Here is a 25264-nt window from a genome sequence, read left to right as displayed (position 1 = left end):
AATCGGCCACGAGATTAGTCCGCGTTCGCCTGCCAGTTTCGAACCGTGTCTGGGCCAACCCCATCGACGGAGCCCGCAAGCTCATCAGGGTCTGCGTCTTTTAACGATTTAACATCTTCAACGCCGGCACTCTTGAGCTTTTCAGCGGTTTTCGCACCGATCCCTTTGATTGACTCAAGCTCATCGCCACCAACCTGTTGGGCTTGGTACTCTCTGTAGTTACAAATTGGACAGCCAAGCTCCCACGGTTCATCTCCATTGTGGATCACCAGCTCTGGAAGCTCGTGTTCTTCGCACCGATCGTCCGTAATCTCGATCTCACCCCGCCGTGGAAGCGGCAGTGAGTACTCACAGTCTGGATATCGAGTACAGCCAACGAGTCGAGAGCCCGATCGCAGCTGTTTGATTGCGAGCTCACCACCATGCTCCTCGCCACAATCCGGACAGACCCCAATTACCTCATCTTCCTGTTCGTCTGCCTCGTCTGCCTTACACTGCGGACAGCCGTGTGTGAACGTCTTTCGTCCAGCGAGCATCTTCACGTGCCGGAGGCCATGATCCTCACACTCGTCTTCAAGAATGAGCGGCTTGCCAGTTGATGGAAGCGGGAGGGTATATTTACAGTCCGGATAGCCGTCACATCCAACGAAGTATGACCCATAGCGACTTTTTCGGACAAGCAGATCCTCACCACACTCCGGACACGGGCCAAGCCTTTTGTCGGCTTTAAGCGATTGCTGGAGATGTTTTCCAACCTCCTCACCAGCGTTCATGAGCTCATCAAAGACCAGCTCCAACATCTCCCTGGACTCATCAGTAACTTCATCGTAGCCTTTCTCACCCGCAGCGATCGCTTGCATATCCATCTCAAGCTGTGCGGTCATCTCCTCGCTCACAATCCGATTGGCGAACTTTTCTGCCGCCTCAACAACCGATCGCGCAAGCATTGTTGGCCGTGGGGGATCGTTCTCAACGTAGCCGCGATCGTAGAGCTTCTCAATGGTGTGGTGGCGTGTCGATTTTGTTCCAACACCCATCTTCTCCATCGTTTCGATCAGTCGGGATTGGCCGTATCGGCGCGGCGGCTGGGTCTGTTTATCTTCGATTTTGACGTCCGAGACCGCAAGTGACTCACCCTCTTCGACAGCCGGAACGAATGTCTCACCGGCGTTGAAGTATGGATATACGGCGTGGTACCCCTCTTCGAGGAGTCGCTTCCCGTTTGCTTTCAGCGAGAGATCTTCGACAGTCTCACCGCCATCTGCTGCAACCGAAACGTCAGGGACGACAGAGACCACGCGGAGATGTTCCCATTTCGCAGCGTCCGCAACTGTCGCAAAGAACCGACGTACGACCAACTCATACACTTCCCACTCATCCTCGGAGATCTCACCGCGGTTCGGGAGCTCGCTTGTTGGATGGATCGGTGGATGGTCAGTTGTTTCTTTGTCACCAGCGGTCGGTTCAATTGATTCTCGCTCAAGTAGCGCCTCTGCATCCTCACCGAACGTTCGGTTATTTATAAATGCCTCCAGGAGCTCTCGTGGATCGAGATCATCCGGATACACCGTATTATCTGTCCGTGGGTACGTGATGTATCCTGCGGTGTAGAGGTCTTCAGCGATGCTCATTGCACGCTGTGCAGAGTAGCCGATCGACCCCGCTGCTCGGATAAACTGTGTCGTATTAAACGGTGCCGGCGGGTTGTCGGTTCGTGTCCGCCGCCGAACCGCATCTGCGGTTGCGGTGTCTGTCTCTTTAAGCGCGTCATAAACTGCGGCTGCCCGATCGCCATCCCACACCCGTTCGGCCTCATTGCCGTCCTCATCAAGGTAGAAATACTGCGCCTCAAACCCTGCGCCTGCATCCTTAGTCAGGTTCGCAAATAGCTCCCAGTAATCTTGAGGATCGAACGCTTCAATCTCGCGTTCACGATCGACAATGAGCTTGAGCGTCGGCCCTTGCACCCGACCGACAGAGATGAAATCATTGCCGAGTTGGCGAGCAGACAGCGAGAGAAACCGTGTCAGTGCAGCACCCCAGATAAGATCAATTACTTGCCGTGCCTCACCAGCAGCAGCCAAATCAAAATCAAGCTCCTCCGGATTTGCGAACGCTTCTGTCACTTCATTTTTGGTGATCGAAGAAAACCGAACCCGATCGATCGGCACATCGTCATTTACGTCTCTGACAAGTTCGTATGCTTCCTTTCCGATCAGCTCTCCCTCTCGATCGTAGTCTGTCGCGATCGTCACGGCGGATGCATTGCGCGCAAGCCGACGCAGCGCAGCCACAATGTTCTCTTGGGTGGGGTGTTTGTCGATCGGTGCGGAGATCAGTTCAACAGGCTCGACGTCTCGCCAATCATTATACTCTGATGGAAAATCGACGCCAACAACATGCCCGGAGAGACCGATACAGCGCTTTCCGCCCCATTTGTAGACGTTCACGCCGTTCATCCGATCTGTCTCAGCAGACTCGCCGCTGAGGATCTCTGCAATCCGCCGTGCGGCGTTGTCCTTTTCGGTAATAATCAGTTCGGGACCGCGGCTCATTGTGCCGGCCTACGCCGTCTTTTGGTCTAAACCTTTCGTGGATTCGCTCTCAGTGGGTGCGGCAATCATCACTTGTTTGGACCAACAACAAGCACTGGCACATCAACTGACCGTGAGAGCCGGTCTGCAAGCGGTGTTGGATTCACAAGGCGATCGAAGCCGGTGTACTTCGGTGACGGTGCAACCACTAACTCAATGTTGTGGTCGTCGATGTACGCTTTTGCTTCCTTGTATGGGTTTCCGTACCGGAAGTGTTTGGTGACCGAAACATCATGCGCGTCACCGATCGACGCAACGGTTTCAACAGCCTCCTCACCGTATGCTTCACGCCGTTCAACGACCATATCCCAATGCTCTGCTGTATCGACAACGTACAGTGCGTGTAGGGAGCTTCCGTAGCCTGTTGCGACATCAACACCGGTCTCCGCAGCCTCAGTAACGTCTGTATCGTCGGTCGCAATGACAAGGATCCGACTAAATAATTCGTGGTTGTTTGTTGTTTGTGATAATTGTATTGACATAGCGTACCAATGATTGATTGTCACACACAGATTGTCATTAGATTACAAATCATGTATTATTCCGTGTGTTTCTTACTCTCTGTAATTGCTCTACGCACTTTAATTTCACCGACAGATACGATAATTAACATTATTGTTCTATTTTTTCCATCGGACTTTTCACCCTTCCCGGAGAACTAGGTGTGTATGATCCGATTCATCATTGGCGTTATCGGCATGTTCGAACTCTGTTATCCTCATCGAGCGATTTCAATATGGACAAAACTTGCGTACACCAACGCAGACGATGCAGAGCCTCGTGAGTGGTTCCTCAATGTTGCCAAATTTGAAGGGCTGTTACTCATTCTCACCGCAGTTGCATGGCCGCTTTTCCAATCTGGAACGGACGATGAGGGCGAAGCGCTAGACGCCGAAGATTCAGTGCCAGATGACGATGCTGACGCCGAGGGTGACGACAACATCCCAATTTCGATCGATTAATCACTTACTCTGCTGATTCGTTTTGTTCACACTCAAATGAGCGCCAGATACTCACATTTCCCGACATATTGTCTTGGGTATCTCCAACATGAACCGAGAGTTTCACACACGGTGTTTCGTACGACCGAGTGTCGAACACCTCCCACTCGGACCTCGGCTGCTCATCACGCCACGTATACAGTTTGATATCGGTTTTATTTGGAACGTCATCAAATGTATGCCCAGGGATCGTGCTCGTCGTTGATTGGTCGCGTGCATCAATGCGCTCGTTGGCGTAGTATACCGGCTCTCCATCTTTTTGTAATAGTACATGAACGGTGCGGCTCTCATCGTCAAAGTTTGCCACTGAGAGCCTTTCGATCGCAGTTTCTTCGGCTGCTGGCTCTTGAAAACGTGAACAGCCAGCGAGCAAGAGCGTCGCTCCTACAGCGGTCGTCCGCAGTGCGCGTCGGCGTGTGAAAAAAGGCATGCCATTGACATATCGCAGCTGATATAAAAATAGTCTCCCGTAAGTAGTGAAATTATAGACCTAGACCATCGTCGTCTTCATATTCATCTTCATCTTCATCATCCGAAATTATCCCGTCTTCGTCATCATCACTACCTTCGCTCCCCCCGTCATCACTATCATCACTTGTGTCATCCGCTCCGGACGCTTCATCGTCAGTTTCTTCATCATCGCTGTCTGGTTCTCCAGTATCTGCTGCTTCCGGATCGATCGGGTCTGCGAGAATTGACTGCACAAGTGCAACAATGTTGTCTTCCTCTTGACGATGAAGTTCGTCCGGATACACCCCAATGGCAACGAGGAGATCATCACCCCGCTCTATCGCAGTTGTAACGTGTAGCCGAACGTCAACATCGGTGTTATCAAACTGTGCCTCGGCCGTGAACTCCGATCGCGTCGTCGTCTGTTCGAGGACCGTCTGTTCATGATCGGCGTTGTGCGAGACGTTGCTGATATTATTGTAGTTATCCGCAACTAGGTCGATGAGTTCCGCTGTATCCATCTCTGCAACTGGATTGAACTCTTGTCCGAGCACGTTCACTTGCGGCGTCGAAAGCAGCATAAACACCGCTGCGCGTTGACTCCCCAACGGGCCTATATCAACTGATTTTTCATGTTCAGTGAGGTAGTTCCGCGCGGTTACCTCTTCGCTGAGGAATGTAAGACCGACACGTTCCTCGATGGGTATCTCCTCAACACCAGTCTGTTCGTATCCCGTGTCATCACGGGTTTCTTCAGAAACTCCCGCTGGTGCTGCAGTGTGTTCATCCAGCCCAACCGTACTCAAACAGCCCGCAAGTGTTGTCAACCCAATCGCACCTACACCTGAGAGGACAGTTCGACGGTTCATTGTGCCCCACAGTTTTTATTCCGTTTATATTAGTTTGATGACTTTCACTCAACAGTTGTTCACACATGTTTTTCAAGAAATGACGCAATAGCCTCAAACTGTGTGATCAGATTCGTCCGATCGGTTGTGTGGTGGCCTTCATCCGGGAAAATTAGCGTCTCCACAGGGACGTCCCGCGACGCAAGTGCGGCGGCAATCTGTTCCGCCTCGCCAACTGGCACTCGTGGATCATTTGCTCCATGTTGGATAAACAGCGGGCACTTGATCTTCTCAACAGCATGAATCGGGCTGATCTCTTTGAGAACGTCTCGATCAGTTTCAAGCGATCCGTACTCGTGTTCACGGTGAGACCGACGCCACTCACCTGTATTCTCCAAGAAGGTCTCGAAGTCTGCGATCCCAACAAATTCGACAGCAGCACGCCATAGCTCAGGGTACTCTGTAATCGCCGAGAGAACGATAAATCCGCCGTACGATCGGCCATATGCAATAATTCGATCGGGGTCAACCGCAGGCTGCTTGTGAAGCCACTCAACAGCGGATTTGATATCACGAACGGAATCCATCCGTTTTTCAACATCGTCAAGCTGTGTGTACGCTTTCCCATATCCAGACGAGCCACGTACATTTGGCTCTAACACGGCATATCCTTGCTGAAGGAAGAACTGTTTTGTCGGGTAGAACCACGGTCGCCGTTGGTGTTCTGGTCCGCCGTGAATGTCCACAATAACGGGTGTCTTCCCCGCTGTCGCATCGTTTGGGAGCGTCCAGTATGCTGGAATTTCAATCCCATCAGCTGCGGTGTATCTGATTACCTCCGGTGATCGAAGCGTTGGTTCTGGGATTCCGAGCGTTCCAGCGGCAACAATCGTTTCGAGAACTGTATCCGGTGTTGTGTTCCCACATGCGATTGCATGTGGAGCGGTACGTTTCGAGTATGCAACTGCAAACTGTTCGCCAGTCGGTGAGCGCACAAGATCTGAAACAACCTGTGAGCCGATGTCCGGTTCAGTGTGGATCGCAACTGTGTCTTCGGGCGTGATTTCGCCGACGTGTAGCGTGCTAAACCCATCCACATTTCGCGTATAGATGAGCGCGTTTGTCGATCGGTCAACTGCGTAGTGGTCGATATTCCATCCATCCCCATCCACAATCGGTGTCGCAGTCCCATCTGAAAGCGACAGCCGCACAAGCGCCATGTTGTCATCCAACTGGTTTGTCAAACAGTAGAGCCCACCAGCACCATCGAATGTAAACGACTCATATCGGGCGTTCTCGGCACGGTTTATCTGCGTGAGTGAGCCATCATCGATTGCGCAGACGTAGACATCTTGTGCCCCGCTCGATCGTGCACGCGAAAGACAGAGTCGATCGCCGTCGGGATGCCACGCCTCAACCGAGAGAAACCCGCCCTCTCCTTCATAAACAAGCGTTGCATCATCAGGACCGCCGTCTCGATCTTGTATGTAAACGTCAAATGTGTCCGACTGTCGCCTGTTTGCAGCGAACGCAAACCGATCGCCATCCGGAGACCAGCCACCCCACAGATGGATCGCGTCCGGTGTTGCGGTTAGCGGGGTTTGCTCGCCGGTTTCCAACTGGTACCGGAACAGTTGGTCATGTTCATCGCTTCCTTGATCCATCCCAAATATAAATTCGGCGCGTGTTGGTGATGCACTCACGAACGAGATGCGCTCGGATTCGGCTGTGAGCCGTTCCGGATCGGTGTGCCGATCGAGACGGTACCAAACCTGTGATGTACCGGTTGTATCACAGAGATACAGCACCCCACCTTCCGTTGTAAATGAGGGCGAAGTGATGGTGTCAATACTGAGAAATCGACGGACTGGGTGCATACGAGCACTGCACGCGGAGCCCGGTAAAATATTCGTACACCGGCAGCCCGGTTCACAAGAGGCCTTACTCGTCTGCAATCGCCTGCAAAAACGCCGCAGAAGTCCGGATCCCTCGCTCGAAACATGCAAGCTCCATGTTCTCATTTGGTGAGTGGTTCCCTTCATCGTGGTTTGCGTACGGAACAACAAAGACAGGAATATCCGCAAGCGACGGTGCGTTCTGGAAATACGCCGCAGGAAGGCTCCCACCTAACACTGGGAACTCCACCGGCGACTGCCCCCAGACGGACGACAACGCCGATCGGACGGCATCGGCCTCTGGAGCATCGATCGGCGTCTGCATCGGCGCGAACGCAGTCTGTTTTGTCACCATTACATCGGGATTTCGAGCCTCGATATGCGCGCTGATCGCCGCAAACACCGCATCCGGATCCTGTCCCGGAACCAGTCGTGTATCTAGCTTTGCGGTTGCCTTTGATGGAAGGACGGTTTTCATTCCGTCACCCTGATAGCCGCTTGAGAGCCCGTTAATCGTGAGCGACGGCTCAAGCAGTAGTTTGTGATAGAAGCCTCGGTCGGTTACCAATGCAGTAATATCCAACTCATCCATCAACTGCTGTTCGTCCACTGGGATACTGTCAACAAGCTCGCGAGCACGATCACTTGGATTGACGCCGTCGAGGAAGCCGTCGATCGCAATGTCCTCACCAGTAAAGAACGAATCAAGGATGTGCACGAGCTCAGTCGCCGCATTCGGTGTTGGACCGCCGAAGTTACCGGAGTGAAAGTCCGTATTTGCGGTTTGCAGATCAAGTTGGAACGAGAGTACACCACGGTTTCCGTACGCAAACGTCGGCACGCTCTTTCGCTGTGTTTCGGTATCTGCTGCTGTTGCAGGTGCTGCGTGCATCGGCCCGTCTGCGACATACAGCAGATCTGCATCCGAGATATCCGGTGCACCGGAGTCAATGTATTCGAATAAGCCTGCACTTCCGCTCTCTTCTCCACCTTCCACGAGGAGTTTGATATTCACTGCGGGCAGCTCGTCAGCCTCGCTGAGTGCATGCGTCGCAAACACGTGTGCACTGAACTGGCCTTTGTTATCTCCGACACCGCGTGCATAGATACGACCGTCTCTGACTGTCGGCTCAAACGGCGGCGACTCCCACTCGTCGTCTGCGCCCGGTGGTTGAACGTCATAATGGCCGTAGAAGACAACCGTTGGATTTTCAGGATCAGTGAGTTTCTCAGCGTAGACGAGCGGATGCCGGCATGTTTCAATTGATTTGACGTGATCGAAGCCAAACCGATCGATCGTTTCAACAACGACATCGACCGCCGTATCCATTCCCTCTCCAGTGGTACTGATACTTGGTTGTCGCAGAAGCGAAAAGAGTGCAGATTGATATGTCTCAAGCTCGGTGTCGATCGTCTGTTGAACAATGTCTGTCATGTGCGTCCGTGCGCGATTCGGCTGCTTGGTGTTTTGGGTTGCGGTGGTCGGCGCGTCTGTTGGCTTGGACCACAACGACAAGGTACCCTCGGCGTGTACTGAGGGTATGACCAAACTCCTTGTTGTTGGTGGGAGCGGCTTTCTCGGTCGTGAGATCTGCAGAGAAGCAGTCGGTGATGGATATGCTGTTCGTAGTGTCTCAAGAGGTGGTCGTCCCTCGACGGATCTTCCTGGGCTACATCAACATGATGCACAGTGGATTGACGATGTTGAATGGACGAGCGCGGATCTGTTTAGCCCACATACCTGGCGCGATCGGCTGCGGGGCTGCGACATTGTTGTGCACGCTGTTGGGACTGCACATGAGTCTCCAACAGACGGTGTTACGTTCGAACGAATAAACGGTGACTCAGCGATCCTTACCGCGCTTGAAGCAGAGCGCGCAGGCGTAGAGCAGTTCGTGTTTCTCTCCTCTGCGGTTAATTATCCAACTGCGCGACGAGAGTATCTCCGATCGAAACGCCGGGCAGAGCGCGCAATCTCTGATCTGAACTTTGACCTTACAGTACTTCGTCCGGGTCCAGTATATGGCCCAGGGCAGCCGCATTTTCCGGGCGTGCTAAATGAACTCTGCCGTGTAGTCGACCGGTTGCCTGCAGTTCCGGAACGACTGGGTGATGTTCGGCCACTTCCGGTTGCACATGTTGCGCGGGTGACGCTTGATTCGTTTGCGTCCGATCGTCGTTTATTGACCACAGAAGATATCGCTGACGCGTGAACGAATACAGTACAGCAGGTATTGGCGGTGATCGATGTGGGGTTTCCGCATACATAGGTTCGTCCCACCATGTTTTTCGAGTGAGTGACCGCTGTGTCTGAGAATCGAAGTCGCGTCGATATGACAACCGGCGCAATCACGCCAAAGCTGTTCACCCTTGCGTGGCCGCTCGTGCTTGGAAACCTGCTACAGACATTCTATAACCTTGCAGATATGTTCTGGGTTGGGCGGGTAAGCGACGACGCTGTTGCAGCAGTTTCGTTGATGTTCCCGCTTTCGTGGATGTTCATTTCAACTGCAATGGGGATCACTGCCGCGACAATTGCGCTTGTCTCTCAGCATGTCGGGGCCGGAAACGATCGACGGGCAGATCACGTGGTCGCACAGACGACACTGCTGGCGCTTGTTGTCTCAACCGCGCTCTCAGCGCTTGGCCTTGCATTTAGATACGAACTGCTCACACTGATCGGTGCAGAGGGGCAAGTGTTCGTTGAAGCGCTTGCATATATCGAGATTATTTTCCTCTCGATCCCGCTGACGTTCCTCTTTTTTGCATTTCGGTCGTCGCTACAGGGTGCTGGCGATACGAAAACAGCGATGTGGCTCATGGTTGCCTCTGCAGGGCTGAATGTCGTCCTCGACCCGTTCTTTATTCTTGGTTGGGGCCCATTCCCTGAACTTGGTACACAGGGGGCTGCTGTTGCTACATTTATTGCGCGGTTTGCAGCAACTGCTGCTGGTGTGTACATTTTGCTTCGTGGTGGGTTTGGTGTCCAACTACGAGTAGCTGATCTCAAGCCGGATCCACAGATCCTGAAAAAACTTGTTGGGATTGGCTACCCTGCAACGATCGATGGCTGGGCCCGATCGTTTGCAGCAGTTGTTATGGCTGCATTTGTCGCCAGATTCAGCGTTGCAGCGATCGCTGCGTACGGGATTGGTGTTCGGTTGATGTCCGTTTCGTGGTCCGTTGCTGGTGCGGTCGGACAGGCAACTGCAACTGGAGTTGGACAGAACCTTGGTTCGGAGACGCCCGATCGGGCAGTTGAGGTAACATGGAAAGCCACTGCCGCAACGATGGGAATGTTAGCAGTCGCAGCGGGGCTTGTCATTGCGTTCCCTGCAACCGCAATGGAAATCTTCATCAGCGAACAGGCAGTGATTGACGAGGGAGTCCGATTCCTCCAAATTGTCGCCCCGTCATGGGCATTCTTCGGCGGCGTGATGGTTATTCAAGGCGCGTTCCGTGGTGCTGGTGTTACCAAGGTTGCAATGGTGCTCTCGTTCCTTTCCCGGTGGATCTTCCGAATCCCGCTTGCACTTGTTCTCGCGTTTGCGTGGACAATCACAGTTCCGGGTGTCGGGATTGAAATCGCCGCGTTAGATTATGGTGTCTCTGGATTATGGGTCGCATACACGACCGCAGCAGTGCTCTCATTTGGTGTTGCCGTGGTCTGGTTTAGCCGTGGTACGTGGAAAGACGGTGTCATTGCTACCGATCGACACGGGAGCACTGCCGATTAAAATACTACCCGGATTTTATGCGCATGGGGCGCATACCACACAATGTCTCCTCTGAATATCTGAACTGATATTTTGTAGTTTGGATTCAAATACTCACCCCACGTATTTTGAGTGTATGTTGGGTTCCGTTTCAAGACTGCTGCGGCGACTTTATAGTAAACCAATCAAGACTGATGGAGGTGTTGTTTCTGCGAACTCCACGAGCGGACCGGAGACGCCACCAACAGGGACGAAAAACGAAATTGAGGAGCCGTTACAGGCAGGCTCCGCTGTCCGACAGGATTCCGCATCGGTGAACTTCGACGGTGTTGGTGTTCCGATCTTCACACTGAATCCTGATGGCAGTATTGAGTCGTGGAACGATGAACTCGCAGAACTGACCGGTGTTACTTCTGCGGAGGCAATCGGACACGAGCATGCGAGCGAGATGTTCTATCCTGATGGGCGACGATCGGAGACGCTTGCTGACAAGGTCTTAACAGCACCAAAAACTGCTGCTGAGGAGTATGAGTTGGACGTTGAGAATGAAACACAGTATCGGTATGCAGACACGAGCACCATCCCCGATCGACACGGCGTTGAAAAACACATTCGCTTCACCGCAACACCAATTTTTGAAGATGATAAATTAGTTCGTGTAATTGAGGTTGTTAACGATCGTACCGAAGAAGTCGAACAAAGGCGCGCAACCGAAGCACTTGTTGATGAACTCGGTACTGTCCTTGAAGCGGTTGATGATGGTGATCTCTCGGTTCGTGCAACTCGAACTGACGCATTTGACGCCGTTGATAGTGGGTTATTAGATGTTGTTGATGATCTCAACAGCTCTTTAGACAATATTGAAAAGCTTACAAGCGACGTTGAGGTTCAGACCGATGAGATCGAAGAGGGTGTTGAGGAAACCACACGTGCAGCAACGTCGATCGCACAAGCGGTTGATGAACAACACGAACTGCTCTCTGAGGGTGTCTCCGAGATGCAGACGTTCTCTGCAACGATGGAAGAGGTGGCCTCAACTGCAGAGGAAGTCGATACTGCGGCTGATCAAGCAAGTCTCGCTGCACAAGAGGGTGTTGATGCAAGTGTTGATGCCCGACAGACAATGAAAGAGGTTGTCGATATTGGAGATGATCTTGTGGACACGGTTGGGACACTCGGCGAACAGATGGATGACATTCGGAAGGTTGTTGAAATCATCTCTGATGTGGCAGAACAGACGAACCTGCTTGCACTCAATGCAAACATCGAAGCCGCACGTGCTGGCTCCGAAGGTGATGGGTTTGCGGTTGTCGCAAACGAGGTGAAGAATCTCTCCGATGAGACGCAAAAACACACCGAACGGATCACAAACGACATTGACGATCTCGCGGCCCGGATGGAGGAGGCGTATCAAGCGACGGATGAGTCACAGCAGCACATCGGGACGGCGAACGAACAGATCGGCGAAGTGCTCGACTCGTTTGACGATATCGCAGCTGCATCCGAACAGGTTGCAGATGGCATCTCCCAAGTTTCACGAGCAACGACAGATCAAGCAGCAACCGTTGAAGAGCTCACAGTGACACTTGAGTCCGTCCAAGACCAGTCCGAGGAGACGGAAGCTGCAGCCACACAGATCGTTGCGGCAACCGATCAGCAAGCTGCTGCGGTCGAACAACTTAGCGCACGGGTCCGTGCGCTCCGTGGCGGTCAGTCACTACAATAAGGATACAGCGGCTCGTTTTACTTACGCTAACTCGTCTTGGAGCAGCGCGTTTACGGTTCCGGGATCGGCACTGCCACGGCTTTTTTGCATGACCTGTCCGACAAGGAAGTTGAGCGCCCCATCCTCCCCATTGTGATAATCTTCGACCGCATCAGGATTCTCTTCGATCGCTTCCGTGACGAACGCCCCAATCGCATCATCGTCTGCTTTTCCAAGTCCTTCCCGGTCAATGATCGTCTCGGGGTCGTCACCCTCATCCAGCATCGATCGAAGCACGATCTCTTCAGCATTTTTGACGGTGACTTCGTCCGCATCGACGAGACTAATGAGTGTGGTAAACTCTTCGAGTCGATCGCTGATATCGGTGACTTCCATGTCACGGTAGTTCAGTTCACCGAGCAGGTTGTCTGCGACCCACGTTGCTGCCAGATCAGGATCGAACGACTCAGCAACGTCTTCAAAGAAGTCTGCGACCGCTTTTGTCGAGGTGAGTTTCGATGCAGATTCACCATCAAGCCCGTACTCGGATGCGAACCGATCGCGTCGAGCGTCAGGCAGTTCTGGAATCGGGATCTTTGCTTTCCAATCTGAGACCTCAAGCGGTGGGAGATCTGCCTCTCGGAAATATCTGTAATCCTTCTCGGCTTCTTTCGATCGCATTGAGACGGTTATCCCGCGTGTCTCATCCCAGTGTCGAGTTTCCTGTTCAATAACGCGGCCACGCTGGATGGCGTTCTTTTGACGTGTTACCTCATATGCAAGTGCCTTCTCCGCGCCTTTGTGACTGGAGATGTTTTTCACTTCAGTTCGGTTTGCCGATTCAAGTGCCTCATCGCTGATTGAGCCGTCTTCTGCCACCGCTTCAGCATCAACGAGCGAAATGTTTGCGTCAACACGAAGGCTTCCATCGCGGGTTGCGTCGAACACACCAAGGTACGCTAACACTTCCTCGAGCTTTGCAAGGAAGGCACGCGTCTCCGCTGGCGATCGAAAATCCGGCTCCGTGACAATCTCAACTAATGGCGTTCCCGCACGGTTGTAGTTGACAAGCGTGTAGTCCGCGGTGTCGATACTCCCACCCTTGTGTTGGAGGCTCCCTGGATCTTCCTCAAGATGTGCACGGGTGATGCCGATCGATCGTCTGGTTCCTTCGACCGAAATCTCAAGCGACCCATCCGCACAGATTGGTGCATCGTACTGGGTTAGCTGGAAATTCTTCGGTAGGTCAGGATAGTAGTAGTTTTTTCGGTGGAACGTCGTCTGTTCAGGAATCTCTGCAGAGAGCGCCTTTCCGATCTTTACTGCTGCCTCGACGGCCCCTTCATTCAGAACTGGAAGTGCCCCGGGGAGTCCAAGACAGGTTGGGCATGTTCGCGTGTTTGGCGCTTCATCTTCGTCAGCGCGTGTCGAACAGCCACAGAAAATCTTTGTTGCGGTTTCGAGTTGGACGTGAACCTCCAACCCGATCACAACCGCAAGCTCTCGTTGTTCGGCGGCCTGAGCTGTCATTACGCCGGCTTTGCCCGCTGTCGGCTAAAGGCTAACGGGACAGTACCGAACTAGCGTGTGTGTTCTTGTCACACAGATGTCTGACACACATTTATACGGCCAGCAACACGCACGTATGATATGAGTAATCGCTCCGAGTTAGAATCACGGATCGCAGAGCTTCAAGCGGCAGTCAATGGCCTCACAGAGGAGCTTGTCGAAACCAAAGAGCGTGTTCGGATTCTCGAGACGGAGGTTGACGAACAGCGCGCCGCTGCCGAAGCTGCCGAAGAAACTGCGGAGCAACCGATCGTTGAGACGGATACTGAAGCTGAGCCAGCAGTCCGTGAGTGGACCACAAAAAGTGACGACCATGTCGAGGTTGTCAAACACGAGCGTAATGAGCCTGCACAAACAGACGAGGAGACAGATAATTCAGCAACCGAGACTGTAACCGATGCCGATAAATCCGATGAGTCACAGGATGCAGATAGTGATGCGTCGGCTGAAGAAAGCGACATTATTGTTGCGTAACGCTGTACCAACCACAGCTGCGTGGCCGACAGATTCCTCCACGATCGTAATTTCCTATGCACATTAAACGGCTTGTTTTGGACGGTTTCAAAAGCTTTGGACGACCAACGGAGATTCCATTTTACGAGGATTTCACCGTTATCACGGGGCCGAATGGCTCCGGCAAATCAAATATTATTGACGGTGTGTTGTTTGCACTTGGTCTCGCTCGAACGAGAGGTATCCGTGCAGAGAAACTCACAGACCTCATCTACAACCCAGGTCACGAAGACGGCGCTACCCGTGGTGGCACAAAAGAGGCCAGTGTCACCGTTATTTTGGACAACGCAGATGGTGCGCTCACCAGAGAACAAGTTGTCTCTGCGGCCGGCACGGATCGGATCGGAGAGATTGATGAGATCAAAATCAAACGGCGTGTCAAACAAACCGAGGAGAACTACTACTCGTACTACTACCTAAATGAACGATCAGTCAACCTCTCGGACATCCAAGATCTACTCTCACAGGCGGGTGTAACGCCGGAAGGCTACAACGTGGTCATGCAGGGCGATGTAACCGAAATCATCAACATGTCCGCCTACCAGCGCCGAGGCATCATTGATGAGATCGCGGGCGTTGCGGAGTTTGACCAAAAAAAGGATGCAGCTTTTGAGGAGCTAACAGCGGTCGAAGAACAAATTAAAGAAGCTGATCTTAAGATCGACGACAAAGAGAATCGCCTTGAACAGCTCGAAGATGAGCGTGAAACCGCGCTTAAATATCAGCGCCTGAGAGACGAGAAAACCGAATACGAGGGGTATCTCCAAGCGGCAGAGCTCGAAGAGAAGCGATCGGACCTTGCACAAACACAAACCAAAATCGAAACCCGAACAGAGGAGCTCGAAAAGCATAACGAGACGCTTGATACAAAACAGGGGCGGCTTACCCGCCTCAAAGATGAGCTCTCGGAATTAAATCGTGAGATCGAGCGCAAAGGTGAGGACGAACAGCTCAAAATCAAACGGGAGATTGAAACAATCAAAGGCGAGATCGATCGGCTCGAGGGCCGCATCGAAAATGCGGAGGCACGAGCGGAGGATGCAGAAACCGAGCGCAGGAGCGCGTTTGTCGAGATCGACCGCAAACAAGAGCAGGTCGATGAGCTTGCAGGCGACATTCGATCGCTCAAAGTCAAGAAGGCATCTACAAAAAGCGAACTCACGACAAAAGAGAGCGAACTCGAAGCGATCCAAGCCGAGATTGACGATGTTGACACGGAGTTTGATGAACTCAAAACCGAACTCGGTGAAAATACCGACCGGCTTGAGACGCTCAAAACGGAGATTAATGACGTTCAGCGTGAAAAGGACCGACTCTTAGACGGTGCCCGGCGACGATCAAACGAGATCGCGGATGCTCGATCAGAGCGTGACGCTGCCAGAGAGCGAAAACCGGAGCTGAAACGTAAACGGTCGGAGCTTCACAGCGAACTCCACAAAGCCGAGACAAACGTTGAGACAATCACCGAAACAGTTGAGGCGCTTCGAGAGGAGCGATCTGCAGTCAAATCCGAACTCGATGATGTTGCATCGAAGATCCGATCGAAACAGACAGAATATGCGGAGCTAGAGGCGCGTGCAGGCTCAAACGGCGATAGTTCGTGGCCGCGTGCAGTGACGACAATCAAGAACGCAAATCTGGCAGGAGTACATGGCCCGGTTGGTGAGCTTGCAAGCGTCGATGGCGAGTATGCAACCGCCTGTGAAACCGCAGCAGGAGGACGACTTGCCAATGTTGTGGTTTCGGATGATGGTGTCGGCTCAGACTGTATCTCATACCTGAAACAACGGAACGCTGGCCGAGCGACGTTCTTGCCGATTACGAAGATGGACAACCGTGGCCTCCCGCGGCTCCCATCTCACCCCGGTGTCGTCGATTTTGCTCGGAACTTGGTTAGCTACGACAGCCAGTATGAGTCCATTTTCTCGTACGTGCTTGGCTCGACACTTGTTGTCGAAGATATGCAGACAGCTCGAGAGCTGATGGGTGACTATCGGATGGTTACGTTGGACGGTGACCTGGTTGAGCGATCGGGAGCGATGACTGGTGGTTCCGGTGGTGGCTCTCGTTACTCGTTCTCAAAGTCCGGCGAAGGGCGGTTAGAGCGGGTTGCCAAGGAGATTGCCTCGCTGGAGGACAAACGCCGAACACTCCATACGAAAATCAACGAGTTTGAATCCGACATTGATGCGGCACGCGACCGGAAATCCAATGCAAGCGACAAGGTTCGATCGATCGAAACAGATATTGAGCGGGTTGAAGCAGATATCGAATCAACAGACGAAGAGATTGAATCGATCGAGTCGCGGATTGCGGAACTTGAAGCAAAGCGTGAGTCTGTTGATGAAGAGATGGCCGCTCTCGATGCGCAACTCGAATCGTTACAGACAGAACGAGCATCTGTTACGGAAACGATCGAGTCGCTTGAATCGGAGCTTGCCGATTCGAAGATTCCAGAGTTGACCGCCCAAGCTGAGGACATCCGAACAGAAATCAGTGAGCTCGAAGATCGGATGAGCCAGATTGACTCCAAACTGAATGAGAAACAGCTTGAGAAACAGTACGCAGACGATGCGATCGAGAACCTGCATGAGACGGTCACAACTGCACAGAACCGAAAGGCCGATGCCGAAGAGCTTATTGAAGAGCTTGAATCCGAGATTGAGTCTAAAGAGGAGACGTTATCCGAGAAGCATGCGGCAATTGCGGATCTTGAAACGGAACTCGTCGATCTAAAAGCCGATCGAAGCGAGCTCCAGGAAACCGTTGAGTCCGCTCGCAACGAGCGCGATCAGGCCCGCGATCGGGTCAACTCGATCGAGTCACGGTTGGAGGGACATAAAGACGCTGCCGAGCGGCTGGCCTGGGAGATTGACGAACTTGAATCACAGGTTGGTGAGTATGATCCGGATGAGATCCCAGACCATGACGAAGTTGAAGCGTCAATCACGCGGCTTGAGACGAAGATGGAGGCGTTAGAGCCGGTGAATATGTTGGCGATCGATGAGTATGATGAGGTTCAAACTGAACTTAGTCGGCTCACAGATGGTCGTGAGACGCTTGCCACTGAACGAGATGGTATCGAAGAGCGCATCAACCAGTATGAATCCCAAAAGAAGGCAACGTTCATGGAGTCGTTTAACGCGATCAACGAACACTTTACAGAGATTTTCTCACGACTATCTGCTGGGACTGGCGAGCTTGTCCTTGAGAACCCAGAGGATCCGTTCGAGGATGGGCTCACAATGAAAGCACAGCCTGGTGACAAGCCGGTTCAGCGGCTCAATGCAATGTCCGGTGGCGAGAAATCGCTGACTGCACTCGCATTTATTTTTGCCATCCAGCGACACAATCCAGCGCCATTCTACGCGCTTGATGAAGTTGATGCGTTCTTGGATGCCGTTAATGCAGAGCGTGTTGGAGAGATGGTTGATGACCTTGCAGGCGATGCACAGTTCGTCGTCGTCTCACATCGATCGGCACTACTTGAGCGCTCAGAGCGGGCGATCGGTGTCACGATGCAATCGGATAACGTTAGTGCTGTAACCGGTATTCAGTTCGGTGGCGAGACGGATCCAGAGTCAGACGCCCCAGAGGTGACATCGGATGACTAAGTTGCCGGACTCAGGTGAATCCCTAGAAATTGTCTCACCCGATGACACATCCCAGACGCCTGCAGAGACAGATGATGACGAGGTTGAGCCAGTCGAGCTGCTTGTTCAACTTGCAGAAGAAGGAGAAATTGAGCCGTGGGACATCGATATTGTTGCGGTGACTGATGCGTTTCTCTCGAAACTTGATGAGACTGATTTGCGAACGACTGGGCGGGCACTTTTTTACGCGAGTGTTCTACTTCGGATGAAAGGTGATGAGCTCTTACGCGACCCAGAGCCGGAGCCGGAACCGGAACCGGACCCATGGGAACAAGCGTTCAATGATGATGTGAGCAGTAGCTTCGACCCGATCGATGCCCTCGAAGCAGAGATGGACCGTCGGTTGGATCGAAAAAGTACCCGAGGATCGCCTGAAACCCTCGATGAACTGGTTCGAGAGCTCCGAGAAGCAGAGCGTGAAAACTGGTGGAAACGTCGCCGCGAGTACGATACAACAGAGTCACCGCGTGGATTTTCTCGTGGCCGCCAGACACTCGATTACCGATCTGCCGATGATCTTCGTCATGATGGAGAACCCACAGAAGGCGATGTCACGGGGACAACACACACGGAAGATATTGAGACCGTGATCGCTGATGTGATTGAGGTAATCGAAAAACAGTTTGAGCGTGGGCGCGATGCCGTGCTGTTTGCTGAGATCCGTACTGCAGGTGGACGGACTTTTATGACATATCTCTCGCTGCTGTTTTTGGCTCATCGTGGGCGGCTTCAGCTTCGTCAGGATGATTTTTTTGGTGACCTATGGATTGAGTCAGCAACTGCAGGTGCGGTGTCAGAAGACGACAACTCAGAACCTGCATCACCACGCACGCCGTCGGATTAACTAAGCTCAAGATCGGCTGCATCTTTCCACTCTCCAATTCCGGATGGATCAAGGTGGACATGCACGTCACCAACGTTTTCTTCAGATCGTAACTGTTGGACAAGTTCGGTTTCGATTTCATGGGCTTCTCTCAGTGTGAGCGCACCATCAACCTCTACATGAACCTCCACCTCTAACACCGGTCCATCATAGAATACGGTTAGGTCATGGATTCCTCGTACTGCGGGATGCTCCCGAAGGAGTGTCGCGATTGCGGTTCGCTCTGTCTCTGTTGGTGCAGCACCGACAAGATAATCAATATTTTCGCGGCCAATCTCGATCCCTTGGTAGATCACAAGAATACTGACCAATCCACCGGCAATCGGATCCAACAGTGGAAATCCAAGGAGCACGCCAATCACTCCGATCGCCGCCGCAAATGAGGTATAGATGTCGTTTAGACAATCTTTCGCAAGTGCAGCTAGAGCTGTTGAGTCGATCGTCTCATTCACATGGTCAGTGTAGCGATACACAACATACATATCTGCAATAGCAAAGCCAAGTGCAGCTAACAGAATCCAACTAAACGTCACATCTGCACCAAACACCAATCCACGGGCAGACTCATATAATAAATTCAATCCAAGCAGTGTGATCACGGCACCGACGAACAGTGCCGTGAGCGGCTCGATTCGTTCGTGTCCGTGTGGATGATTATCGTCTGCTTCGACGTAGCTGCTGTCTCCCCAGATGAGGACGACAAAGCTTGCAATAAGATCGGCAATAGAATGAGCCGCATCGGCGATGAGCGCAACGCTGTTGAAGGCAATGCCTGCACCCCCGACAACAATGATTTTGATCGCATTTCCGAGTACGTTCACCCACGTTGCACGGATGAACCGATTGCGATCCTCACGCTCTGCCATGTACTGTTTCGATCATAGCGCAGTATAGCGATTGTCATTATAACGGTGAAAATACAGAATTAGTGATGTGAAAATACAGAATTAGAATCCATTGACGAAGCGTTTGATATCACATATCTTCTTGGCCACCTGTCTCCAGTGTGCATGTATGACTGTTTCGCGGATTGATCATTTTGTCCTGACCGTTTCAGATATCGAACAAACGTGTGCGTTCTACAGCCAGATTGATGGTGTCGAGGTGCTCACCTTTGGCCCCGATCGGACCGCGCTCAAAGTTGGAACACAAAAAATCAACCTTCACGAAGCGGATGCTGAGATTGAGCCACGCGCGAGTAACCCAACCGTTGGTGGTGGGGACTTCTGTCTTATTACAAGCAAACCAGTATCGATACTCAAAACAGAGCTCGCTTCGGCTGGGGTCACCATTGAGCGAGGACCAGTTCCTCGAACTGGCACGCGGAATAAACTTCGATCTATCTATCTCCGAGATCCGGATGGCAACCTTGTTGAACTAGCGAACGAGGTGTGAAACTCTTCAGATCCACGTATCTGCATCGACGAGGTGCATTCGACACTCACCGAATAGTCATCCGCTCTCGAACGCGGCCGCGTTCACAAATTGTAACACGCAGAACCGAGTTCGTTTGAATCGGTACGCACCGGCTCTTGAAACGGAGTGGCTTCAACTGTTATAGGTAGTTTCCAACAAGCGGTTCAACACGATCACGAGTTTCTTGTGGAATTGCCTCCGTTGGTGTATTCACGGTCCCTGCAAGTGAGGTATGTGCCTCACAGGTATGGTCTTCTGGTAGTGACTCGATCGCCGCTTTAATTGCTGTTTTGATCGCATCTTGGTTCTTCGCTGCATTCTCAAGAACCTCTTCAAGCGTTACCTCACTGTCTTTTTTCCAGACGTCGTAGTCCGTGACGCCTGCGATCGTTGCATATGCAATTTCGGCTTCGCGAGCGAGTTTCGCTTCTGGAATTGCAGTCATGCCGACAAGGTCCCACCCCTGCGATCGGAAGAACTCGCTTTCCGCTCGTGTTGAGTACTGTGGGCCCTCGATGCAGACGTACGTCCCGCCTTTGACGACTTTTGTGTCCGTTGCAGTTTTAGCTGCATCCGTGAGATGGTCAACCAGTTCTGGACTGTATGGCTCTGTGAACGGTTGGTGAACAACGATTCCGTCACCATAGAATGTCATCTCGCGGTTGCGTGTTCGATCGAAAATCTGGTCCGGAATCACAAGCGTTCCTGGCTCAAGCTCTTCTTTCAGCGACCCAACCGCATTCGATGCAAAAATATGGGTGACGCCAACTTGTTTGAACGCATAGATATTTGCTCGGTATGGGAGATTGGTTGGTGATCGACCGTGATCTGCACCATGCCGCGGTAAGAATGCAATCTCTTTTCCGGTGTCTCCAAACTCGCCGATTGTTACGGGCGAGCTTGGCTCGCCATACGGTGTGTCGATCGATTCCTCCCGAACATTGTTTAACGGGAGCGATTCGTAGATTCCACTGCCACCGATAAATCCGATCATACTCATACACTCATTTGTGCTATCGTGCTACTAAACCGTGCTGACATCCGCAGCAGAATCGAAACGTATCTCAAAACGAGCACCACCCGATTCACTCTCGCTAATTGAGATCATCCATCCATGCGCCTCAACGATGCGTAACACAATTGCGAGTCCGAGCCCGGTCCCATCAGCAGCGCTTGAGTAGCCAAATGTGAATACATCATTTTGGTCCGAAACCGGAATGCCACGGCCTGAATCTTCCACATAAAATCCAGCCTGATCATTCGTCTGTCCAACTGTAATCGTGACCACTCCATCGTTGTGTTCGATCGCATTTCGAAAGAGGTTTTCAAAGAGCTGGCTCAGTTGGTTTGTATCACCATACAGTGTACAGTCAGAGTGGATCTCTAACGCTGCATCCTGCTGTTCAACGGTTTTCCAACACTGGGTTGCCAGCTCACGGAGTGATCTGGTCTCATGTTCGAGAGCTTGCTCACCAGTCTGTGCAACCATGAGCAAACTATCAATGAGCGTGTCGATCCGGCTATGTGCTTGCTTGATACGATCGATTCGAGTATCATTGTTATCGTACTCCGATTCGAGTTGTGCGAGCCATCCTTGTGCGACGTTGAGCGGGTTTCGAAGATCATGCGTAACAATGCTTGTAAAATCATTGAGTCGCCTATTCTGTACCTTCAGCTCGTTTCGTTGCTGCTCTACAACGGCTGTTCGTTCGATCGAATCGATCGCTGTTTCTGCGGCTGTAATGAGAATCTGCCCTAAAAATATATCTGTCTCATCGAATGCCCCCGGGGTTGTTTCACCAACCGAGACGGTTCCATATCCGCCAAGTGGGAAAATCGCTAGACTCCGAAGTCCCGTTCCAGTGTCAAGTGCGCTCGTTGTTTCAATATCGGCGTATGTCCTGACCGCTCCGGAAGCATACGCGTCCCAATTAAGACTGTCTCCGTCCGCACCGAATCCATCACGGTCTGGAAGCAGGTTCGCAACTGGGTCACTACAGACGGCGGGCTCAAGCTGCTCAGTTTCCGGATTGTAAAAGCGCACAACCATGATTGAAAATCCAAGTATCTCGGCTGCAGATGACACAATCTCTTCTGCAATCTCTGTCTTACTTTCGGCTTGTATGAGCTGTCTTGTTGCATCATGTAGCTCTTTGAGCCGTTGCTCTCGATGTCGGATACGTTGCTCACGTGTTACCCGGTCCATCGCAGCGGTGAGTGAACGTGCTAAGATTTCAACCAGTGCTTCATCGCGGTCATCAAACGCATCTGTTGTATTTGCAGAAACAATAAATACGCCGTATGAGCCGATTGGATGGACAATAACACTCTCTGTTGGTGTTGTCTCAGTGATTCCATCATACGCTGAGACGTTGTCAATCCGACACGGGGTTCCGTTCTCAAACACATCCCAAATAACCGCGGCACGGCTCTGTTGGGCATGTTCCCGATTAAACACGGGGACCGTTCCGAACGCATCACGTACGGAGTCAAAAACAAAACAAGGCACAATCTGATCACCTGCATCGTTGAGCAAGTGAACTCCGCTTAATGGGGCCCCAATGATTTCATGCGCAGCCGTTACTGCAACCTCCGCTGTTTCCTCGATCGATTGCGTATGCATGAGCTTCTGAGATGTGTCCCTGAGCTGTTCGAGCTTTCGTTCCTGCTCTTTCTTTTCGGTGATTTCTCGCGCAAAGCCGACGATTCGATCGACCTCACCGGTATCATCCAGAATCGGTTCCGCTTGTGCCCAAACCCATCGAGTATAACCTTCCTTTTCGTTTATTCGACACTCTACATCTACAACGTCACCTTCTGACACCGATCGCAACTGGGCGGAGATACGTGCTCTATCTTCAGGGTGAACCGGCGCAAAAAACGTCAGCGGGTTTTCAATAACGTCGCTGACTGTGGCTCCAGTGAGTTCCTGGTAAACGGAATTAATAAAGAGTACCTCAGTCCAATCCGCAGAGACCATCCATAATAGGTCTGTTGTCTGTTCTGCAATCTCGCGAAGCCGCTTTTCGGTCTGCTCTGCAGTTTGACTTGCACGATACTGTGCGACCACATTTGTAATCCGGTTTGCCAGGACAGTGTAAGTCTCTGGGCCCCCTTTTTGAAGATAATCGGTCACGCCCGCAGTGATTGCATCGCTTGCAATCTCTTCGGATCCTTTGCCGGTAAATAGAATATATGGAAGGTCAGTCCCCTGGCTTCGAACCGTCTCTAGCAGCGCTAACCCATCCATTTCTGGCATGTCGTAATCACTTACAATACAGTCAAACGTGTTCGAATCAAGCTTCGAAAGCGCTTCAGTAGCAGAGGTTGCGCTTGTGACTGATATCTGCGATTCTTTCCGGTGGAGGTATGTAGCCACCAACTCAGTAAAGGCAGGATCGTCATCAATATGGAGGACGTCGATTGTGGTGGTCATAACAGGGGTCGCTGTCAGAATATGACTGCACTCGGTAATAAAGGTTGAAGCACCCGTTGCTGATACAGGCAACATAAGCAAGATTGTGATTTGATAGCGTAGTTCGCGAGCGTTGAAATACATGCGCCGTGTTTCGAATCGTAGTGTCATCCGAATCGTCAGCACGAACAAATGAACTCACAGAGGGGGACTTGGTCGGCCCGATGATCGCGCTTGCGTGGCCGATGGTTGTGATACAGCTCTTGCAGGTGACGTACAACGTTGCCGACACTGCCTTTCTTGGAGCGGTTTCTGAGGATGCTGTTGGTGCATTGAGCCTCTCGTTCCCACTGATTTTCTTTCTTATTTCCGTTGGCGGAGGGTTCACCGCGGCAGGTGCCATTCTTGTGGCACAGTATACTGGGGCACAAAGCGGCAACTCCGCGGATAAAATCGCGGGACAGACGCTCTCGTTTGTGACGATCCTTGCAATTGGAATTGGTATTGTTGGCTACTTCACAACCAATTGGATGCTTGGGTTGCTCCCTGCAGACCCGGAGACGGAAGCCCGTATTATTCCGCTTGCAGCCGACTATATGCGGATCTACTTCCTCGGCATGCCGTTTTTATTTGGATTTTTTGTGTTTGTGTCGATCATGCGGGGGTACGGTGACACCCGCACACCGATGCGAATTATGGTGATTAGCGTCGTTCTGAACGTCATCTTAGATGCGATTTTGATTTTCGGACTCGGGCCGTTTCCACGATTGGAGATTGAGGGTGCTGCGATCGCAACGATCACTGCACGTGCGGTTGCAACCGGCTTTGGACTGTATATCCTCTTTTGGACAGATGCAGGCCCAAATATTGAACTCGAATACTTGATCCCCGACCTCACGCAGATTAAAGAGATTGTCAGCCTTGGTGTCCCAAGTGCGATCGAACAATCAACCTCATCGCTTGCGTTTATTATTTTGACGGCGATGGTCGTCACATTCTCGCCTGCTATTGTCGCAGCGTACGGACTCGGAAATCGGCTGATTTCGCTCGTATTTCTTCCGGCAATGGGCCTCTCACAGGCTGTTGATACGGTTGTTGGTCAGAATTTAGGTGCAAATCGCCCGGACCGCGCAAAGAAGGCGTCATGGCTCGCGATGGGGCTTGCTGCGATTGTCATGTCGGTGATTACGATCATCATGTTCACGTTCCCAGAGCCGATCGTCCGAGTGTTCCTGTCAGCAGATACGGAGGGGGCGCCACAAACGATCGCCTACGCGGTTGAGTATATGCAGATCGCAGCGTTCATGTTCGTGTTCATGGGTGCACTACAGATTATGCTCGGCACATTCCGGGGCGCCGGAAACACAAAAACAGCGATGGTTTTCTCAATGATCACGTTGTGGGTTGCCCGTGTACCACTGACATACTACTTTGTGTTCGTGCTTGGATGGGCTGAGACCGGGATCTGGTATGCGGTCCTGTTGGGCGACGTGATTGGCTTTGTTGCAGCGTTGGTGTGGTACCTGCGTGGGACGTGGGCAACAAAAATCATCGAGGAAGAACCAACCCCTGATCGAAGCGTGGACACTGTTGGCTCCGACTAGCG

Annotated in this window: 19 protein-coding genes; 9 read left to right on the top strand and 10 right to left on the bottom strand. The window is 52.1% G+C overall.

The window, feature by feature from the left end:
• Positions 1–14: 14 nt before the first annotated feature.
• Both AArcSt2_RS01035 and AArcSt2_RS01030 read right to left on the bottom strand, forming a co-directional pair.
• A complete protein-coding gene (locus AArcSt2_RS01035) occupies positions 15–2555 on the bottom strand; it encodes a DNA topoisomerase I (protein WP_250582325.1) in 2541 nt (846 codons plus the stop codon).
• Positions 2556–2623: 68 nt separating this feature from the next.
• Complete coding sequence (locus tag AArcSt2_RS01030; protein ID WP_174652940.1) at positions 2624–3076, bottom strand: universal stress protein; 453 nt, start codon at positions 3074–3076, stop codon at positions 2624–2626.
• A gap of 186 nt (positions 3077–3262) precedes the next feature.
• On the opposite strand from AArcSt2_RS01030, the gene AArcSt2_RS01025 reads away from it, so the two are divergent.
• Positions 3263–3556 (top strand): hypothetical protein, encoded by a 294-nt coding sequence (locus AArcSt2_RS01025; RefSeq protein WP_174652941.1) that lies wholly within the window; start codon positions 3263–3265, stop codon positions 3554–3556.
• Between the two features lie 4 nt (positions 3557–3560).
• Here AArcSt2_RS01025 and AArcSt2_RS01020 read toward each other — a convergent pair whose 3' ends face one another.
• From AArcSt2_RS01020 to AArcSt2_RS01005, 4 genes are all read right to left on the bottom strand, one after another.
• Positions 3561–4025 (bottom strand): hypothetical protein, encoded by a 465-nt coding sequence (locus AArcSt2_RS01020; protein ID WP_174652942.1) that lies wholly within the window; start codon positions 4023–4025, stop codon positions 3561–3563.
• Between the two features lie 52 nt (positions 4026–4077).
• Positions 4078–4914 (bottom strand): DUF6517 family protein, encoded by an 837-nt coding sequence (locus AArcSt2_RS01015; RefSeq protein WP_250582323.1) that lies wholly within the window; start codon positions 4912–4914, stop codon positions 4078–4080.
• A gap of 59 nt (positions 4915–4973) precedes the next feature.
• Positions 4974–6770 carry a S9 family peptidase gene (locus AArcSt2_RS01010; RefSeq protein ID WP_250582320.1) on the bottom strand — a complete coding sequence of 599 codons (1797 nt, stop codon included), beginning with the start codon at positions 6768–6770 and terminating at the stop codon, positions 4974–4976.
• 64 nt (positions 6771–6834) lie between these two features.
• The gene (locus AArcSt2_RS01005) at positions 6835–8223 is read right to left on the bottom strand and encodes a M20/M25/M40 family metallo-hydrolase (RefSeq protein ID WP_250582318.1); all 1389 of its coding nucleotides are present in this window, start codon (positions 8221–8223) and stop codon (positions 6835–6837) included.
• Positions 8224–8329: 106 nt separating this feature from the next.
• Here AArcSt2_RS01005 and AArcSt2_RS01000 point away from each other — a divergent pair, with 106 nt between their 5' ends.
• The 3 genes from AArcSt2_RS01000 to AArcSt2_RS00990 all read left to right on the top strand — a co-directional run bounded on the left by AArcSt2_RS01000 (position 8330) and on the right by AArcSt2_RS00990 (position 12230).
• Positions 8330–9001 carry an NAD-dependent epimerase/dehydratase family protein gene (locus AArcSt2_RS01000; RefSeq protein ID WP_174652946.1) on the top strand — a complete coding sequence of 224 codons (672 nt, stop codon included), beginning with the start codon at positions 8330–8332 and terminating at the stop codon, positions 8999–9001.
• Between the two features lie 120 nt (positions 9002–9121).
• Positions 9122–10525 carry an MATE family efflux transporter gene (locus AArcSt2_RS00995; RefSeq protein ID WP_174654553.1) on the top strand — a complete coding sequence of 468 codons (1404 nt, stop codon included), beginning with the start codon at positions 9122–9124 and terminating at the stop codon, positions 10523–10525.
• 115 nt (positions 10526–10640) lie between these two features.
• A complete protein-coding gene (locus tag AArcSt2_RS00990; protein WP_250582316.1) occupies positions 10641–12230 on the top strand; it encodes a methyl-accepting chemotaxis protein in 1590 nt (529 codons plus the stop codon).
• Positions 12231–12251: 21 nt separating this feature from the next.
• Here the strand turns inward: AArcSt2_RS00990 and gatB are convergent, their stop codons facing one another.
• Positions 12252–13739 (bottom strand): Asp-tRNA(Asn)/Glu-tRNA(Gln) amidotransferase subunit GatB, encoded by a 1488-nt coding sequence (gene gatB / locus AArcSt2_RS00985; RefSeq protein ID WP_250582314.1) that lies wholly within the window; start codon positions 13737–13739, stop codon positions 12252–12254.
• A 120-nt stretch (positions 13740–13859) separates the two neighbouring features.
• On the opposite strand from gatB, the gene AArcSt2_RS00980 reads away from it, so the two are divergent.
• The 3 genes from AArcSt2_RS00980 to AArcSt2_RS00970 are packed head-to-tail and all read left to right on the top strand — an operon-like array spanning position 13860 to position 18788.
• Positions 13860–14252 carry a DUF7518 family protein gene (locus AArcSt2_RS00980; RefSeq protein WP_250582312.1) on the top strand — a complete coding sequence of 131 codons (393 nt, stop codon included), beginning with the start codon at positions 13860–13862 and terminating at the stop codon, positions 14250–14252.
• Positions 14253–14308: 56 nt separating this feature from the next.
• Positions 14309–17905, top strand: coding sequence for a chromosome segregation protein SMC (smc, locus tag AArcSt2_RS00975; RefSeq protein WP_250582309.1), 3597 nt, complete (start codon positions 14309–14311; stop codon positions 17903–17905).
• The gene (locus AArcSt2_RS00970) at positions 17898–18788 is read left to right on the top strand and encodes a segregation and condensation protein A (protein ID WP_250582307.1); all 891 of its coding nucleotides are present in this window, start codon (positions 17898–17900) and stop codon (positions 18786–18788) included. The genes smc and AArcSt2_RS00970 overlap by 8 nt, the downstream gene beginning before the upstream one ends.
• Here the strand turns inward: AArcSt2_RS00970 and AArcSt2_RS00965 are convergent.
• Complete coding sequence (locus AArcSt2_RS00965) at positions 18785–19693, bottom strand: cation diffusion facilitator family transporter (protein ID WP_250582306.1); 909 nt, start codon at positions 19691–19693, stop codon at positions 18785–18787. The two genes, AArcSt2_RS00970 and AArcSt2_RS00965, sit on opposite strands and share 4 nt — an antisense overlap.
• A gap of 148 nt (positions 19694–19841) precedes the next feature.
• On the opposite strand from AArcSt2_RS00965, the gene AArcSt2_RS00960 reads away from it, so the two are divergent.
• Positions 19842–20222: a VOC family protein gene (locus tag AArcSt2_RS00960; RefSeq protein ID WP_174652953.1), complete on the top strand. Its 381-nt coding sequence runs from the start codon at positions 19842–19844 to the stop codon at positions 20220–20222.
• 160 nt (positions 20223–20382) lie between these two features.
• On the opposite strand, the gene mtnP is transcribed toward AArcSt2_RS00960, so the two are convergent.
• Positions 20383–21243, bottom strand: a complete 861-nt coding sequence (mtnP, locus tag AArcSt2_RS00955) for an S-methyl-5'-thioadenosine phosphorylase (protein ID WP_174652954.1) — start codon at positions 21241–21243, stop codon at positions 20383–20385.
• Positions 21244–21267: 24 nt separating this feature from the next.
• Positions 21268–23679, bottom strand: coding sequence for a receiver/sensor box histidine kinase (locus AArcSt2_RS00950; protein WP_250582304.1), 2412 nt, complete (start codon positions 23677–23679; stop codon positions 21268–21270).
• A gap of 143 nt (positions 23680–23822) precedes the next feature.
• Here AArcSt2_RS00950 and AArcSt2_RS00945 point away from each other — a divergent pair, with 143 nt between their 5' ends.
• Entirely contained in the window at positions 23823–25262 is a 1440-nt protein-coding gene (locus AArcSt2_RS00945; protein ID WP_250582303.1) for an MATE family efflux transporter, read from the top strand.
• The last annotated feature ends 2 nt before the right edge of the window (positions 25263–25264 follow it).

The organism is Natronocalculus amylovorans, from assembly GCF_023638035.1.
Taxonomy (GTDB): Archaea; Halobacteriota; Halobacteria; order Halobacteriales; family Haloferacaceae; genus Natronocalculus; species Natronocalculus amylovorans.
The sequence above is the reverse complement of the archived record's forward strand: the minus strand, read 5'-3'. Positions and strand labels throughout refer to the sequence as shown.